This window comes from Synechocystis sp. LKSZ1 (assembly GCF_040436315.1).
Classification (GTDB): domain Bacteria; phylum Cyanobacteriota; class Cyanobacteriia; order Cyanobacteriales; family Microcystaceae; genus Synechocystis.
This window is the reverse complement of the sequence record NZ_AP031572.1, coordinates 2656294-2672792: the sequence shown is the minus strand read 5'-3', so window position 1 is coordinate 2672792 and position 16499 is coordinate 2656294. Positions and strand designations below refer to the sequence as shown.

Sequence of the window (16499 nt, the reverse complement as noted above, 5' to 3'; positions counted from 1 at the left end):
TCTATTTTTTCAAGTCTCTACTACCTGTAGGGGAATAAGCTAAATCTATACTCTACACCTGGAATTTTCCAAGACAAATTACGCTACTGGCAGTTTTATCGAACCGACAGCTAAAAATTAGTAAACAACGATAACCCGTATGTTTGAGGCGGAACTGAACCATGACTGAACTACTTGAGCGAGTAATTACCCAATTGAAAACGCTATCGGAGGAAGAACAAGATGCAATCGCCGCTCGTTTACTGGCTGAGATAGAAGATGAACTGGCATGGAAAGACCAGTTTGAATCGACGACGGATGACCAATGGGCCCTGATGGCTGAGATGGTTCGTCGGGAAATTACTGCTGGTGATACGACACCTCTAGCTGAAGTCTTTCCCGCTCAGCACGGGTTATGAAATCAAGTGTGACAAAGGCGTTTCGTAAAAAACTGAATGATCTTCCTGCATCCGTTCAAGAGCAAGCGGCTAAAGCCTATGAACTCTGGTGTTCCGCTCCCTACCACAATAGTCTTCAGTTCAAACGGGTTAGCCGGGGCCAACCGATCTATTCAGCTCGTCTGAGTTTAGACTACCGAGTTCTTGGTTTGTTGGAAGACGATCACATTTACTGGTTTTGGGTTGGCACCCATGCAGAATACGATGAATTACTTCAGCGTTTATAGCGACAGTGGTTTAACTTTACCGTTCTGCTCATGATTTGGATTAGGAAAAAGCTAGAAGTACCAGAGGGCCACAAGACCGGCCCCAAACCGCTAATCTAGAAAAGAACCGTAGGAGGAATGATATTGTGGCGTTTAAGATTGGGTTGCTGGGTTTAGGAACTGTCGGCACAGGCACCGTAGCAATCCTGCAAGATCCGGTAGGTCGGAGTCCCCTACTCAAGGAAATTGAAATTTATCGGGTGGGGGTGCGTTCCCTAGACAAACCCAGGGCCATAACCTTGCCTCCAGAGGTGATCACCACAGACCTCGACAGTATTGTCACCGATCCTGAGATCAGCATCATTGTGGAGTTAATTGGCGGCCTGGAGCCAGCCCGTTCTCTGATTCTCAAGGCCATTGCCCATAAAAAACACATCGTCACCGCCAATAAAGCGGTCATCGCCCGTTATGGGCACGAGATCTACACCGCGGCCAATCAAGCGGGGGTTTATGTCCTCCTGGAAGCAGCCGTTGGTGGCGGCATTCCCATTATCAAGCCCTTGAAGCAGTCCCTCGGAGGCAATCGCGTCCAGAGTATTATTGGGATTGTTAATGGTACGACCAACTATATCCTGTCGCGCATGACGGCGGAAGGGGCTGAATTTGAAATGGTACTAGCGGAGGCCCAGCAGTTGGGCTACGCAGAGGCCGACCCCAGTGCCGACGTGGATGGCCTGGATGCGGCGGATAAAATTGCTATTTTGGCTTCCTTGGGTTTTGGCGGCCGGGTGAAACGGGAAGATGTCTATTGCGAAGGTATTCGGCCTGTGAGTGCAGTGGATATTGCCTACGCCGATAAGTTGGGCTTTGTGATTAAACTATTGGCCATTGCGGAAGGCCAACAGGGGGAAGAATCCGACCATCTGCAACTGCGGGTTCATCCCACCTTGGTCAGTAAGACCCATCCTTTGGCCAATATTAACGGGGTTTACAATGGCATTCTGGTAACGGGCGACCCCTTAGGCCAGGTGATGTTCTACGGTCGCGGGGCCGGGGCCGGGCCAACGGCCAGTGCCGTGGTGTCGGACATGGTGAATATTGTGGGGATTCTTTCTAGTAGTGATGAGAATCCGGCCCTGGATCCCCTCCTCAGTTGCACCCATCAGCACTACTGCCAAATGATTCCGATGGAGGAACTGTGTACCCGTTTCTATGCCCGCTTCCTCTGCCAGGATGTGCCGGGAGTTGTAGGCCATTTGGGCATGAGTTTTGGCAACCATGGGGTTAGTTTGGAATCCGTCGTACAGATTGGCTTTCAAGAAAATACGGCGGAAATCGTTGTCGTCACCCATGACGTACGGGAAGGGAATTTCAGGGCGGCCCTGGCGGAAATCGAGGCCCTGCCGGCGATCAAAGCCATTCCCAGTGTTTTGCGGGTTCTCTAGGGTGTTTGGTTTTGAACAGAATGAACAATGAACAAGTTATTGTACAAATCTCTAGGCCGATGGGTTACGGGGGCCTGTCTATCCTGTCTGGGTATTGTTCTGGCGTTGCCGAGTCTGGCCCAGAATCTCTCTGACCCCAATTGTCCCGCTCCAGTACTGTCTCGCTTAAAACGTCACACAGTTCAAGCGGGGGAAACCACAGCCAGTATTGCCCAGCGCTACCAGCTACTACCGGCAACACTCCTGAGCATTAACCCTCAACTTAAAAATGGCAATCCTAAAGCGGGCCAGGTCGTGCTCATTCCGCCCTTTAACGGCACTCGCCTGGAGGTGCCCCAGGGGGCCACTTGGCGGGATATTGCCAAGGCCTATGGCATTCGGGCGGATGTGTTGTTTGAAGTTAATGGTTGCCAGGCCAAACCGAGTCAGGTCTTTATTCCTGGCATTGCCGGCCGTCCTGTCCTTGCTTCTGGTCAGGATACCTACACGGGCCTCAACCGTTGGCCCCTAGACCTCAAACCGACCATTGGGCTGGACTACGGTTGGCAACCCGATAGACAAAATCCCAAAAATCGTTTTTTTCACAGTGGTATTGATCTACTGGCTCCCATCGGAACACCAGTTTTAGCGGCAGCGGCGGGAACAGTTTTGCTGGTGAGCCAGGAAGGCCCTTACGGTTTTTTAGTGGTGTTAGATCATGGCAACGGCCGTCAGACTCGCTATGCTCAATTAAGTCGTTTTGCGGTTCAGATCGGGGAACGAGTTCAGGCGGGCCAAGTATTAGGCCAGGTTGGAGTGACGGGTAAACCCGATATTTCCCAACCCCATCTCCATTTTGAGGTACGTTTCCAATCTCCTGTAGGCTGGGTGGCCCAAGACCCCAAATTGCATCTTCCTTCCGCAACGCCCGCCGGTTTTTGAAGCCATAAAAAACCCCACAACCCGTGGGGAATCAGATGTCTAGTAAACACAGAGCGATAAATAGCAAGTACGTGCCTATTCCGTAGCCTAGCGGATCTTGCTGCCTGGTAGTTTTCACTAAAACAATAAATGCATTGCTTTAATGTCTTTTGTGCAATCCAAGCGCTAAGGTCAGGACTTGATCTCCTGGGTTGACCATTGGCCCTGTTGAACTTGGGTGTGTAATTGCCACTCGGGCAGGGCTTGGGGATAGTCGAGGCGAAAATGGCCTCCCCGACTCTCGGGCCGGAAAAGGGCACTTTTGAGGATTAGGGCGGCAATATCCAATAAATTACGGGTTTCGGCCCAGTATTGAAGTTGCGATACCACTGTAGATGTAGCAAATTGCAGGTTTTGACCCGGCGGGATCTGGGCCATGAAACGACTGCTGGCTAAGTCTTGCCATTGGGCCTGCCATTGTTCAACCTGGGCAATCGCGGGCCTTAAGCTATCGGCATGGCGACAAATTCCGGCCGCTTGCCACATCAAGCTGGGAATGGCCTGACGAATGGACTGGATCTGGGGCCGATCTGTCTCAAAGTCAACAGTAACTTGGCGGGACGTGAGATTAGGAAAGGGCCGGAGGGACGGCAGGTCGAGGAGGGCCAGTTGGTCAGCAAAAACAATGCACTCCAGCAGAGAATTACTGGCCAATCGATTGGCCCCGTGGACTCCTGTGCTGGTAACTTCTCCAATGGCCCACAGGCCAGGCACAGAGGTACGACAGGCCAAATCTGTCTGGACTCCCCCCATCCAATAGTGGGCGGCTGGGGCAACGGGAATGGATTCTTGAAAGACATCAACCCCCCATTTTTGGCAACGTTCAATGATATTGGGAAAGCGGCGGCGAATACGCTCCGGCTCAATGGTGCTGAGGTCGAGAAAAACTGTGGCCTGGGTGGGATCGGTTGCCGTTGCCTGGAGATGTTGAAAAATAGCCCGACTGACCACATCGCGGGGGGCCAATTCCCCTTGGGGATGGTAATCGAAGAGAAAACGCCGACCGGCCTTATCCCGCAGATGGGCCCCTTCCCCCCGGACAGCTTCACTGATCAAAAAATGAGGAACACCGGGTTTAGTCAAAGCGGTGGGATGGAACTGAAAAAATTCTAGATCCCGTAGGATGGCCCCACAGCGCCAGGCCAGAGCAATACCATCCCCCGTACTGACCTTCGGGTTAGTGGTCTGGGCAAACACCTGGCCCCCACCGCCGGTGGCAAGGAGAATCACTCTGGCGCGAAACCATTGCAACCGGTCTTGGTGAAGGACACTCACCCCCCGACACTGCCCCGTTGCTGGGTCACAATCGAGACTGACAGCAATGGCCTGGGGGAAAATTTCCACTTGGGGCCGGGCCAATACCTGTTCCATTAGAGTACTGACGATGGCTCGCCCCGTGGTATCAGCGGCGTGAAGAACCCTCGGTCGAGAATGGGCGGCTTCTAGGGTTAAGGCCAAATCTGGGCCAGAACGGTCAAATTGCACCCCTAAACGCACTAATTCCTGAATAGCCTGGGGGGCCTTTTCCACCAAAAAACGAACGGCATCGGGTTCACACAAACCGGCCCCAGCACTGAGAGTATCCTGATAATGAAGTTGGGGCGAATCCGTAGGTGCAATGGCGGCGGCGATTCCCCCCTGGGCCCAATCACTAGCTCCCGTTTTCAGTTCGGCTTTGGTGATAATGGCCAAGCGATAAGTGGAGGGAAAACAGAGACTGGCGTAGAGTCCTGCCGCCCCCGATCCCACAATAATCACGTCAAAATCTTGTGCCGCCATGCCATCAAGTTCCAGAAACCGTCTCTCTAGACTAGCGGTTCTTGCCGGCTTCTGTATCTTTAGCCCAGGAATGGAAAGCAGGAGAACGCTGCTGTTGCTGTTATTCTAAGTATTTGGATTGTCCAGACCTGCGATGAAAGCCTGGCTCAAAGACGACATTTTAGTGATTACGGCCGCTGACCTCCCCAGTTTTAAAAAGGGAGGTAGTATCGTTCGTAATAATTACTACTGGGCCCTCCAATCCATCGCCTGCTACGCCAGAAAAAACCAGGATTGGGAATACGACGCCGAAGTCTGGGTAGCCTTAGCTCGTTTATTGCTTTTTTTTGCCCAATCGGGTTACCTGGGTACCTCTGAAACCCTATTGGAATTTCCCCTGGCTTGCGTCATCCCTGACGTCTTCCGGGCCATAGCTACCTGGCAGAATGAAGCGGAGGAACCGTCATGACCCCAGGGCCAGAAGTCGTTATTGTCGGCGGGGGCGCGGCGGGCTTTTTTGCTGCCATTACCTGTGCGGAAACCTTTCCCCGAGCTAGGGTGACGCTGTTAGAAGCCGGGCGGGAATTTTTAAGTAAAGTTCGTATCTCCGGGGGCGGCCGCTGTAATGTCACCCATCATTGCTTTGACCCGGCCCAGTTGGTTCAAAACTATCCTCGTGGAGGACAGGCCCTGCGGGGGCCCCTGAGTCGATTTCAGCCCCGTGATACCGTTGCTTGGTTCCAGACTCGGGGCGTGGCCCTGAAGACTGAAGCCGATGGGCGTATGTTTCCCGTCACCGATAGCTCCCAAACCATTGTCGCTTGTCTGTTCCAGTCCGCCCAAGCTAGTGGTGTACAACTACGCCCCCAATCGCCCGTGCGTCAAATCCTAAAAACCGCTGGGCCTTTCCAACTCCTGCTCAAAAATGGCGAAAGCTTAAGTGCCAACCGAGTCTTAATCGCAACAGGGAGCCATCCCCTGGGCTACCAATGGGCTGAGAGCCTGGGCCATTCCATCCTTCCCCCTGTCCCCTCCCTCTTTACCCTGCAACTGCGAGATCCCCGCTTGGCTGACCTCGCCGGTATTAGCGTCGAACCCGTCCATTTACGCCTGATGACTGGAGACAAAACGCGGCTAGAGCAGACTGGGCCATTGTTAATTACCCATTGGGGCCTGAGTGGCCCTGCAGTTCTTAAGCTCTCGGCTTGGGGGGCCCGTTGTCTGTACGACCACCATTACCGCATGCCCTTGGTGATTAATTGGTTACCCCAGTATTCCCAGGAGCACATTCGTCAAGTCCTACTAACCACAAAACAAGCACAGGCCCGAAAGCAACTCCAGGGACTTTCGCCCGTCCCCTTACCCAAGCGTCTGTGGCAAAATCTGGCCTGCTTTGCCAACATTGCTCCGACGACCACTTGGGCCGATGTTTCCAAAGTCCAGATCCAGGCCCTCCTCCAGGCCCTAACCCAAGGCCAGTATCAAGTACAGGGAAAAGGGGTTTTTAAAGAAGAATTTGTCACCTGCGGCGGCGTCAATCTCAAGGAGATCAATTTCAAAACCATGGAAAGTCGGCGTTGTCCCGGTCTCTTTTTTGCCGGAGAAGTCCTCGATATTGATGGTATTACTGGCGGTTTTAATTTCCAAAATGCCTGGACAACAGGCTGGATCGCGGGTCATCACCTAGGAATTAACAGTTGATTCTTTTGGCAAAATGCAATAGCCAGACCTGAGAAGTTACGACTCCAAATTTATAAATGATTCCATTCTAGTGATTAGACGAAAGAGTCTCCTGAACACCAGAATAATTTATTTGTATTAGACATTAATTGCTTCTCTAGTTAAAAAATTGAAGTTAACGAGAAGATCGTTATAATCAGCATCTCCACGGTTAAATAGATCCTCAACACCGTAAATTGACTGTCCTAGACGCATAAAGTGAGACTGATTGTCAGGGTTTGCCTCGCTATACATGAAGAAGGTATTAACTCTACCCAATTCATTTTTGGGATTTTCCTGCAAAAATTGCTGCGCTGAACCATCCGAAATGATTAACATTCCGTATAAAGCTCCTGCTTGTAATGTCGTTGTTGTTGTCTGTTTACTAAAATTATCGGGCGTGTTGAGCACGACTCCTCCTGTCAAAGGATCGTTATTGAGTGTCATATTGACCGCCGCCGCCGCGTAGCCATCTTGGCCTGGTTTAAAATCAATGATTCCATCATTGTTGATGTCAATATCCCCTTGGGCATTAGCAAGACGATATAGTCCCAGCGTATTGTTGTGCGCCGCCGCTCGATAAAGCTGAATTTCAGTTGGGGTTTCTGTTCCATCCATACCGGGAGCTAAAATCGGTAAACTGGCAATCTCAACCGCAAACTTACCGTTGGGGGTCACTGCCGAAACTTGGGTAAAGCCGCGACTGTCTTTGGTAATCTCTAAATTGTTGTTTTTATCGGAGTACATTACATTATGGTTTAGATCAAGAATATAGGGATCTAGACCATAAGCATCTTCAATCGTATTCTGAAGGAGTGTGCCTACGGGCTTGCCCTCCGTTGGTGCTAAGGAACGACCGGAAGCTAATACCTGTTGAGCGAAAGAACGATTTAATGCCTGGGGATCTGCTGGAAACATCTCTGGTGAAATGGGTTTGGGCAAAGATTGTTCGTCATCACCGAAAATGACGGCATGGGTGTCAAGAGCCACGAATAGCGACCATCCTTCATCCGTGGGGTTGTAAGCGCCAGGAAGACCAAGAAACGTACTATAATCAGACTTGATCAAACCAAATTCAAATTTACCTTGATCCGGCACAGATACAGCTCTGACGGTTAAAGGGACAGGCTTTCCGAGTTCATTTAAGAAGCTTGAGCTGTTCAGTGGAGTTGCTAAGCCGGGAGTGGTTTGCGCTAATAACCCTGTTAGTTGAACTCTGCCATTTACGAGGCCATCTTCATCCCCGAAACCACCGTCTTTTAGATGAAAGCGAATCTGTTCGTATTGGCCATCCTGATTGCTATCAATTAGCTCAGCACCGACCTGACTATTAAAGATAAATTCAGACCAATCACCAGTCAGAGGATCTTGGCGCAAAATGGTATTAATTCCTTGATATTCCGGGAGAATATCGAGGACAACGACTCCACTGCCACCTAATTGATCAACCGATAATGCTAAATTAAAACCCTCCGAGGGAACACTATATTCCGAATTAGGAAGTTGGCTTAGAGTAAAGGTCGATACGTTCTCGAGAACTCCTTCAAATTCCTCTGTGCTAAATTGTCCAAATAGCGTATCAACTTCGCCCGTCTGAAATACTAATACATTGCTTTTTTCTATGGCTAGTCTAGTCTCTCCCGTCCTATAAAGCAGAAAATCATGACCGCCATGAGTCATTTGTCCTTGTTGCTTCCACTTGTCCGCCAGATAAACCGTCCCCTTTTGGCCCTCGATATATAGCGTATTATTGTCAGGTGCCAGCGCTAAGAGAGCAGCTTGATTAAGAACAACCTCTCCACCATCAGCAAGTTGAAAGATTTCAATACTTTTGATACTATTTTTCTCACTCTGCGTTAAGTCAAGAAATTGAATGTCAGTCAGAGTATCAGTACCAGAGCCACCATCAATTGAATCATCTCCAAAACTCCATTGAATGACATCATCGCCGTTTCCTCCTAAGAGGGTATCGTCGCCATTACTGCCGCTGATCCTGTCATTACCCTCACCACCATCTAGATAAACACCACCAGGAAGAATGCCAGCAACAGCCTGTAAAGTATCATTTCCTGCTCCTCCAAAACCTTTGGTGTAAGCCCCGACTAGGAGCGTATCATTACCGCCTTGGGTATTGACACTGGCACTAGCGTTTCCACTAATCGTTAGGGTATCATCATTTTCGGAATAAGAAATTATGGAATTAAGATTAATAGGATTCGTTTGTTGAGACTCAAATATCTCGAAGTCTTCCGGCAATTTAATCGTTTGATACTGCTCAAGGGAATATTCAAGAACTTGTAATCGTTGCGTTTCCAGGTAAACATCCCCAAATTGGTTCTCGACTTTAAATTGCACCCAATGTTCACCCAACTGCTCAATTGTCGGTTGCCAAATCAATTGATGGGTTTGGAGGTTGTAGCTGGCCCCTTCAGGAAGAACTAAGGGCGTTACGGTTTTTGTTTCATTTGGGGTATCTTGGGCGACGACAGTGGTGTAGGTTTGCCCAACGACGGCGACGCAATTCCACTCGTCAGGATTACTTAAGGCAATCGTCGTACTGTAATTCCCCGCGACCGCCAAGGAGGTTTTCCCTGTAGCCCCTAAATGATTCTGACTATCGACTGATTGAATTTGAAAGCGATATAACTCACCTTCGGTAAAGCCATCGACGATCAACTCGTGATAAAAACGACCACTCTCCTCTTTGTAGAGTGTTGCCAATCCGGGGGTTGGTTGAACACCGGTATAGTCGGTGCCGATGGCATTGTCAGAACTCCCGGCAGGATTATCAGACCAACGAATGTTGTAGTACTGAGGCTTCTCTGTATCACTCCAGGTCACTAAAAATTTGCCATCACCAATCCAATTGGCACTGAGATCACTAACCACGGATAAATCATTGCCCTGACCAATTTCAAGACTTCCAATCGGATGCTCTGGTTGAGTATTCACTAATGAATCAGCACCATTATCAAAATAGCGAACGGTGGGGACATGCTCGACATCATCCACTGCAATGTAGAAGTAATATTCGCCTTTGGGAAGGCCCTCTAACATCAAACGATAGGTTCCGGTTGCAGTACTGGGCTCAAAGTCCAGGGTAGTCAGCAGCGTTCCATCTTGTCCTTTTCCGTCGGTATCCATATACAGATCCACTTTGACGCTACTTGAATCCGCATCTGCAACGGAGTAAATAATGTCCACCCATTGGCCGTTAGTATCGGGAAGAACTTGCTCGATCTTGCCAACTGGGGCTATTGAGTTTTCATACATCTTGATTTGAACGGGGCCTAAATCAACATCTGTGACTTGCCGAACCGTCCAAGTCCCGGCATCCGGATTAATAATGCCGATGGAGATCCCTTGAGCACTGCTCATTTCCTCGATCAGTTTGACTTTGGTTCCCGTTGCAAAATCTCTATAAACGGTACCGTCGGGTGCGACCAGCTCAAACAGTGAGGACGGGTTCTCAATATTATTTTTGGCTAACCAACGGACACTGACGGCAGCCCATTTTCGCCCCTGACTAACCTCAAAGGCCCTGCTCGGCAGCGGATCGCCGGTCTGTTGCTGTTCGTAAGCTGTGAGTAAAGTATCAGACGTGGCAAGTTGACTAAACTCATCGAGAGAGTCAACCGTTCCTAAGCCACTAAAACCATCAATATCTTTGCCAAGAATGAGATCTAATTTACCATAAAACATCACCCTAGCACCAACACGATCTCCGAAAAAGGGAGGAGAAGGAACGTTAATCCAAGCAGCAACAAAACCATATTCTGGTCGAAACTGAGCGTTTGGGCTGTAAGGAGCAGCATATTTGATTATCCCCCCTCCGCCAGCAAACTCTCGATTACCCGTAAAAGGAATAAAGCTGGGAAGTCTGAGTGAGCCTGTTCCCCTTAGCGTAAAGTTTACCCGTGCATCAACGCTGAATAAACCATCAAATACAAAGACATTAAAGGGCAGGGTAAGCTGGCTTCGTGATTCCAAAACTGTTCCCCAACCACGAACCGCGTTGGCAATATTCAGGTAAGTCCGATTCTGTCCGATAGTGAACCCCAACATACTGAGCGAAGCATTGACGTCAAATCCTTCCGGAATTTTTAAAGTTATCCCCCCATCAAGCCGCACCGCATAAATCCCTTGGCCTTTTTTGCTGCCGCCCAACCAATCGGGAAAATCTACTTCAAACCCGGGGCCTAGAGAAACTGCAGCGTTGCCATTTAGGTTAAAGGTTTGTCCGGGAAGTAATGGCGGAACATTTTCAAATTGACCCCCAAGACGCTGTAGGTAAATTTGAGATTCCGGCGTAGATATCAAGATATTCAGATTATCTGCATAAATCCCGGCCGAACTGATCTGTGCACCACTAAAAACACCTGTCTCGTTGCGGAGTAAGCGGACTCCAAAATTACCACCAAGTTTTAAATTATTCCAAACACGGACAAGGATCTCGCCACTAACTTTTCCTTCGGCCTTGACAGTATCAAGAGAAAAACGTATCTCGTTAATCCTAACAGCACCTAGATCAAAGTATTGCAAAACTGTCTCGAAAGACACCTCTACTTTATTGTCATAAATACGAATAAAGCGCGGGCGAGCAATATCAAAGGTTAGATTCGCTAAAGCGAAGAGATTAACATCAGTTTTGCCATTTAATTCTAAGTATCTATCAAGACCATTGTACTCTACTGCTATTCCTGTTAATTGACCAATCTTGAGTGGTTTTTTGGGGTCAATGGGCTTTCCAGGAGCTGGCTCTTTCTCTTCAAACGTAGGGATATTAAAAGCACCTTTATTTTTTTTCTGGTAATACCAATCGAAGACAGAGCCCAAATACAAATCCGGCAGTTGAACGCGAAGGCCTAGGAGCTGGGGTTTTCCCCCCGGAAAGAAGAGAAGAGCAGAAGAACCAAAGGTGGGAATAATATTTGTTCCTGGAAAAATATCAGGAGTGGCATTAAACGCGGCAACACCCGTCGTTGCATTAGGGAATTCGCGAGCAAGTGTGATAGTGGTGTATTTGAGACCGAGAATATCCTGAACAGGATCGTAACCACCTTCAACACGATCGCTACGTTTGACTTCACCAACCAATCTATCTTTATTTTTATCCGACAAGACATCGTTGAAGGCAACAGCACCATTAAAAAGCTTGACCTGCTGACCACCGTAGATGCTATAGATAGTCCCTATAACTGCTATATTCTGAATCTTTTTCTTGTCTTTTTCGTACTCTAGAACTTCAATACCTCCATCACTACCCCCAGTACCGATTTGTAGTAGTGGAGTATCACCCCAAAAAAACTTAACGTTATCGTAGGTTGATTTAGTTGCCTGAGCACCAGTCTCTAGGAAGACTGTTTTTTGCTCGAGCAGATTACCGGTGAAATTGAAATTAGTTGCCATGATGAATTCAAGAAAAAAATAAATTTTTGCGTTACTCAATAAAAAGAAGTGATTGCGTCAATCGTTATCTTTTTGATTTACTCTTACTTAGAGAAGGCTTTAATAACGTTATTTCCCTTACTCAATTTCCTATAATCAGGAAAATTCTAGTCTATTTTTATCAAAATTCAAGACCAAGAGATTATTCTAAATATTTAAATACCTAAGTATTACAAAGTCATACTTTATTTGAACTACTTAAATTATGTTCTATCCGAACTATTTAGCAACACAAATATTGAAAATCAACACAAAACTTTACAATCAATGTTCCCAGAGGTATAGCTGTTTAGATTGACAATAATACGGCTCGACTGACTGAAATCCTTTGCCAGCAAGCCTTTCCTTGTTCGTGATTGTCCCATAATCAACTAAATCAGCTATAGTACTCACCCTTTGTCAAACATTTGTATCAAAAAGAAATAATTGTTTTGTAATAGCTTCTAACAACGCTTGATATTTTGAGTCATTTATTTGTCCGTCAGACCAAGATCTCTCCATGAAACCTTTATCAAAAACAAACGTTAACTAGATTAAAACTGGTCGTCAAGAGATAGCTATTGAACCTGAGTTTGACTAAAATCAAATCCCGGAAGCCTTACTGAATGAAGAATTCAAGAATCAAGATTTTACAAAACCTTGTCAACATTAAAAAACAAATTTTATTCTCAATGACTTTTGTCAATAAAGCCATTAAATTGTACATGTTGTAAGCATTGTTGTGTGAGATTTATAATAACTAAATTCTTTCGAACTCCTGTTAACTAAAATATTGTTTTTGAATAGGCTGGCAACCCTATCATGTAGGATTGAGAATCAACGAATTTAACCAATCATATTTGATGAAATAAAGGTGTACTCAGGTATCTTTCGCCAAAACTGGGTTGAATGATCACAATCAACTTATCGGTGTTTTCTGGGCGTTGACCCACTTGTATCGCCGCCGCTAAAGCCGCCCCCGTCGAAATACCAGATAAAAGGCCCTCTTCTCTAGCTAAACGACGGCTGTAATGTATCGCATCTTGATCACCAATAGAGATAATTTCATCAATGAGGTCAAGTTCCATTACGGGAGGAATGAAACCTGCGCCGATGCCCTGAATTTTATGAGGGCCAGGACAACCGCCTGATAACACTGGACTATTACTCGGTTCAACCGCAATGGCTTGGAAACTCGGTTTACGTGCTTTCAAGGCTCGTGCCACCCCCGTAATGGTTCCTCCGGTGCCAACGCCAGCAATTAAAATATCGACTTTACCTTCAGTATCTTCCCAAATTTCTACAGCGGTGGTTGCCTGATGAATCTTAGGATTAGCAACATTACAGAACTGTTGCAGCATGAAGGCATTTTCCTTTTCTCTAACAATTTCTTCGGCTTTAGCAATGGCCCCACGCATTCCTTGAATTCCGGGGGTCAGTTCTACAACGGCACCATAGGCCCGAAGCATCGCTCGACGCTCCAAGCTCATCGTGTCAGGCATCGTTAAAATGAGTTGGTATCCTTTAGCAGCAGCAATCATGGCTAGTGCAATTCCCGTATTACCCGAAGTTGGTTCTACTAAAATTGTTTCGCCTGGTTGAATTAGCCCTTGTGCTTCAGCGGTTTCAATCATACTAACGCCGATGCGATCCTTAACAGAAGCGGAAGGATTCATTCCTTCAAGCTTGACAAGGATTTGAGCGGTAACGCCTTCCGTCGCAGGGATTCTATTGAGTTGAACGAGGGGAGTACGGCCAACAAGCTGGGTAATACTTTGGGCAATGGGCATGGGAATCATCAAGTGGGGTTATGAAAGAAGGGAGATTGGGCTAAACCTTACTCCCTGAAGATATTAGCTATCAAGGTATAGAGGAACAGATTAATACCATGGCTAGATTAAGCGGGAGCCTGGGTAATGTTTTGCACGGTTTGATTAGCTTGGTCTAGGGCTTGCTGGACTCCTTGGATCTGCTGGTCAATTTGTGTTCGGATTTCTGCTGTCGCTCCTTTTTTTGCCTTTTCTGTGCTATCAGCTAAGGTATCAAGGGATTGAGCCAGTTGACTGAGGGAAAGTTGAGCAGACTCCACATTGGCCTGAAAATTAGCCTGATTGGGATCTTGGGTTTTAGTCAGTTTTTTACCTAGACTTTGTAGTTTTTCGGCTAGATCGTCGAACTTGTCAGCGGCATTTTCCAGATCGTCCTGCTTGTCTTCAAGACTATCCTTGAGTTGTTTACGTAGAGCAATATCTGTCGTGGTGCTAATTTGGGCTAGTTGTTGGGAGAGATCGGCGATCGCCTGTTGGGTTTTAGCGAGGGCTTTATCGTAGGAACGCTGGGTTTTTTCTAAAAACTTATTGAAGGAAGGCGTAGCGGTTTGGTTTGTGCTGGAGGTTGCCTGACTTGCGGTGGGTTCTGTAAGGGCCTGGACAGAACCAGCATTAACCGCAAAGACCAGTAATACCAAGAGACCTACTGCGAGGACTTGCTGAAGTGTTCGTCGCCCGAGGGTTAAGGAAGGTTGGGAAAAGAGATTCATAGCCAAAATGTCTCCATGGGGCTATAGGAATGATAGCGATGGTTGTGCCAACGCTTTATCCATATTACATGAGATTGTTTTGTAAATCATCTGTAATTTAATCTCAAGCAAAGCGCCTTTGTGTTTTGATAAAAACTTGATACTGTATAGGAGCCCCACTCCCTGGGGTGGATGTTGTATGTCGAATCCTGCCGCTCGTCGTTCGAGAGAGGCCTTAATTGCCTTTCAGGTACTGATAAGCCTGCTCATCTTGGCCTTTCTCTCGTGTTTCTTTGTTGTTATTCCGGCCGGGGAACGAGGCGTTTTAATGGAGTTTGGCCGGGTGAAGACTTCGGTACTGGAGGAGGGCCTACATCCGATTCTGCCCTTGGCGCAAACCGTAGAAAAACTTAGCATTCGTGTCCAGAAACAGGATATCTTTGCCTCGGTTGCTTCTCGAGATCTGCAGGATGTTACGGCCCAACTGACTCTCAACTGGCATTTGCTCCCGGCTTTCGTGCCCCAAATCTTTGAGCAAGTCGGTATTCTGGCCCAAGTATCTACCAGTATTGTGGAACCCACGATGATTGAGGCCCTCAAAACGGCGATTGCTCACTACACCGCCGAGGAAATCATTACCCAACGGACTCAGGTCAAAGCCGAGATAGACCGTCTTCTCATGGCGCGTTTACAAGCCTATCATGTGGCGGTGGATGACATTGCCTTGGTACAGGTAAACTTTTCGGAGGGCTTTCGTGATGCCGTTGAAGCCAAGCAAATTGCTGAACAGGAAGCCAAACGGGCAGAATTTTTGACTATCAAGGCCGCTCGAAAAGCAGAGGCAAAAGTAAGGTTAGCCCAAGGAGAGGCGAGAGCCAATGAAATTCTTAAAGGAACCTTAACCCCAGAAATTTTACAGGCCCAGGCCATTAAAAAATGGAACGGGAAACTTCCTATGATTATGGGGGAGCCAGGCAATCAGCTATTGGATCTCAGTCATTGGGAAACGTTAGCGGGTTCCTGATGAGGGGTCGAGCAGGAGCGCTTCAAAGGCCTTGGCGGCCCTGGTCTGAAACCGTTGACAATGTTTGAGTTGCAAGATGGGGCGGGTAATTTTAGCCATCACAGTGCCGGAAGCATCAATAACTTTAATAGCCTTTAGGGTTTTAAGTCGTAGTTCTTTCTTGACCATTAATTCTGGTAATGCCGTTGCACCAACACCGCTTTCCACAACCGCTTTGACCATTTCGCTACTTTTAAAAATCAAAATAATTTCCAGTTCACTGGGAAGAATGCCCCAACGGGCCAGGGCCTGCTCAAACATTTGCTGAGTACCGGAGCCGGGTTCCCGCATGACCCAACTGGTTTTTAGCAGTTCCTCGGTTTTGACGACGGGGTGCTCAAACCAGGGATGCTCCTTCCCAACGATAATTTCTAGGCGATCGCCCCCCACGGTTTCTTCTTCGAGAACTTTTCTCTGAACGGGTTTAACTTCCCCAGCAATGAGGCCTAGATCGTAGAGGCCCGACGCTGTCCCGGTACAAATATCATCGGCGTTAGCTAGAGTGCAATGGATGGTAATGCCTGGATAGTTGTGCCTAAATCGACTAATTTTTTCTGGTAACCAGTAATTTCCCACGGTAAAGCTGGCCCCTAGGTTTAGCTCCCCCTGCTGAAGCTGGTTAAATTCCCGTAACCCTCGTTCCGTCAGCTTGACCTGATCCAGAATCTTCCGGGCCTCTACCTGGAGTAATTTTCCCGCGTCTGTTATCTCAATCCGGCGGCCAATGCGATGGAATAATTTAAGCCCATATTCCGTTTCCAAACTGTGAATCGCGGCACTAACAGCGGGTTGAGTAATGTAGAGGGCATCAGCGGCGTGGGTGAAATGGAGATGCTCGGCCACAGCCATAAAAATCCGTAATTGCTCAAAGGTCATCTAAGAGGCGCACCCTAATCAAACTTTGATTCAAATGAAATTGAATTTCAAAACATTTTACTCTCATTCGATCTCTATCCATTACTTTTG

At 47.7% G+C, this 16499-nt stretch carries 12 protein-coding genes; 7 read left to right on the top strand and 5 right to left on the bottom strand.

Annotated features, from left to right (window positions below):
- Positions 1-161: 161 nt before the first annotated feature.
- From ABXS88_RS12090 to ABXS88_RS12075, 4 genes are all read left to right on the top strand, one after another.
- Positions 162-398, top strand: coding sequence for a hypothetical protein (locus tag ABXS88_RS12090; RefSeq protein ID WP_353672299.1), 237 nt, complete (start codon positions 162-164; stop codon positions 396-398).
- Positions 395-664, top strand: a complete 270-nt coding sequence (locus tag ABXS88_RS12085; RefSeq protein WP_353672298.1) for a hypothetical protein — start codon at positions 395-397, stop codon at positions 662-664. The genes ABXS88_RS12090 and ABXS88_RS12085 overlap by 4 nt, the downstream gene beginning before the upstream one ends.
- 125 nt (positions 665-789) lie before the next feature.
- Positions 790-2088, top strand: a complete 1299-nt coding sequence (locus tag ABXS88_RS12080; RefSeq protein WP_353672297.1) for a homoserine dehydrogenase — start codon at positions 790-792, stop codon at positions 2086-2088.
- A gap of 27 nt (positions 2089-2115) precedes the next feature.
- Positions 2116-3009 (top strand): M23 family metallopeptidase, encoded by an 894-nt coding sequence (locus ABXS88_RS12075; protein ID WP_353672296.1) that lies wholly within the window; start codon positions 2116-2118, stop codon positions 3007-3009.
- 171 nt (positions 3010-3180) lie between these two features.
- Here the strand turns inward: ABXS88_RS12075 and nadB are convergent, their stop codons facing one another.
- Positions 3181-4827 carry an L-aspartate oxidase gene (gene nadB / locus ABXS88_RS12070; RefSeq protein WP_353672295.1) on the bottom strand — a complete coding sequence of 549 codons (1647 nt, stop codon included), beginning with the start codon at positions 4825-4827 and terminating at the stop codon, positions 3181-3183.
- Positions 4828-4960: 133 nt separating this feature from the next.
- Here nadB and ABXS88_RS12065 point away from each other — a divergent pair, with 133 nt between their 5' ends.
- Both ABXS88_RS12065 and ABXS88_RS12060 read left to right on the top strand, forming a co-directional pair.
- The gene (locus ABXS88_RS12065; protein ID WP_353672294.1) at positions 4961-5275 is read left to right on the top strand and encodes a hypothetical protein; all 315 of its coding nucleotides are present in this window, start codon (positions 4961-4963) and stop codon (positions 5273-5275) included.
- Complete coding sequence (locus ABXS88_RS12060) at positions 5272-6507, top strand: NAD(P)/FAD-dependent oxidoreductase (RefSeq protein WP_353672293.1); 1236 nt, start codon at positions 5272-5274, stop codon at positions 6505-6507. Before ABXS88_RS12065 ends, ABXS88_RS12060 begins: the two co-directional genes overlap by 4 nt.
- A gap of 117 nt (positions 6508-6624) precedes the next feature.
- On the opposite strand, the gene ABXS88_RS12055 is transcribed toward ABXS88_RS12060, so the two are convergent.
- From ABXS88_RS12055 to ABXS88_RS12045, 3 genes are all read right to left on the bottom strand, one after another.
- The gene (locus ABXS88_RS12055; protein WP_353672292.1) at positions 6625-11934 is read right to left on the bottom strand and encodes a DUF4114 domain-containing protein; all 5310 of its coding nucleotides are present in this window, start codon (positions 11932-11934) and stop codon (positions 6625-6627) included.
- A gap of 872 nt (positions 11935-12806) precedes the next feature.
- On the bottom strand, positions 12807-13742 hold the full coding sequence (gene cysK / locus ABXS88_RS12050; RefSeq protein ID WP_353672291.1) for a cysteine synthase A: 936 nt from the start codon (positions 13740-13742) through the stop codon (positions 12807-12809).
- A gap of 107 nt (positions 13743-13849) precedes the next feature.
- On the bottom strand, positions 13850-14491 hold the full coding sequence (locus tag ABXS88_RS12045) for a hypothetical protein (protein ID WP_353672290.1): 642 nt from the start codon (positions 14489-14491) through the stop codon (positions 13850-13852).
- 178 nt (positions 14492-14669) lie between these two features.
- Between ABXS88_RS12045 and ABXS88_RS12040 the strand changes: the two genes are divergently transcribed.
- A complete protein-coding gene (locus ABXS88_RS12040) occupies positions 14670-15494 on the top strand; it encodes a prohibitin family protein (RefSeq protein ID WP_353672289.1) in 825 nt (274 codons plus the stop codon).
- Here the strand turns inward: ABXS88_RS12040 and ABXS88_RS12035 are convergent.
- Positions 15480-16409 (bottom strand): LysR substrate-binding domain-containing protein, encoded by a 930-nt coding sequence (locus ABXS88_RS12035; protein WP_353672288.1) that lies wholly within the window; start codon positions 16407-16409, stop codon positions 15480-15482. The genes ABXS88_RS12040 and ABXS88_RS12035 overlap by 15 nt on opposite strands.
- Positions 16410-16499 lie beyond the last annotated feature (90 nt).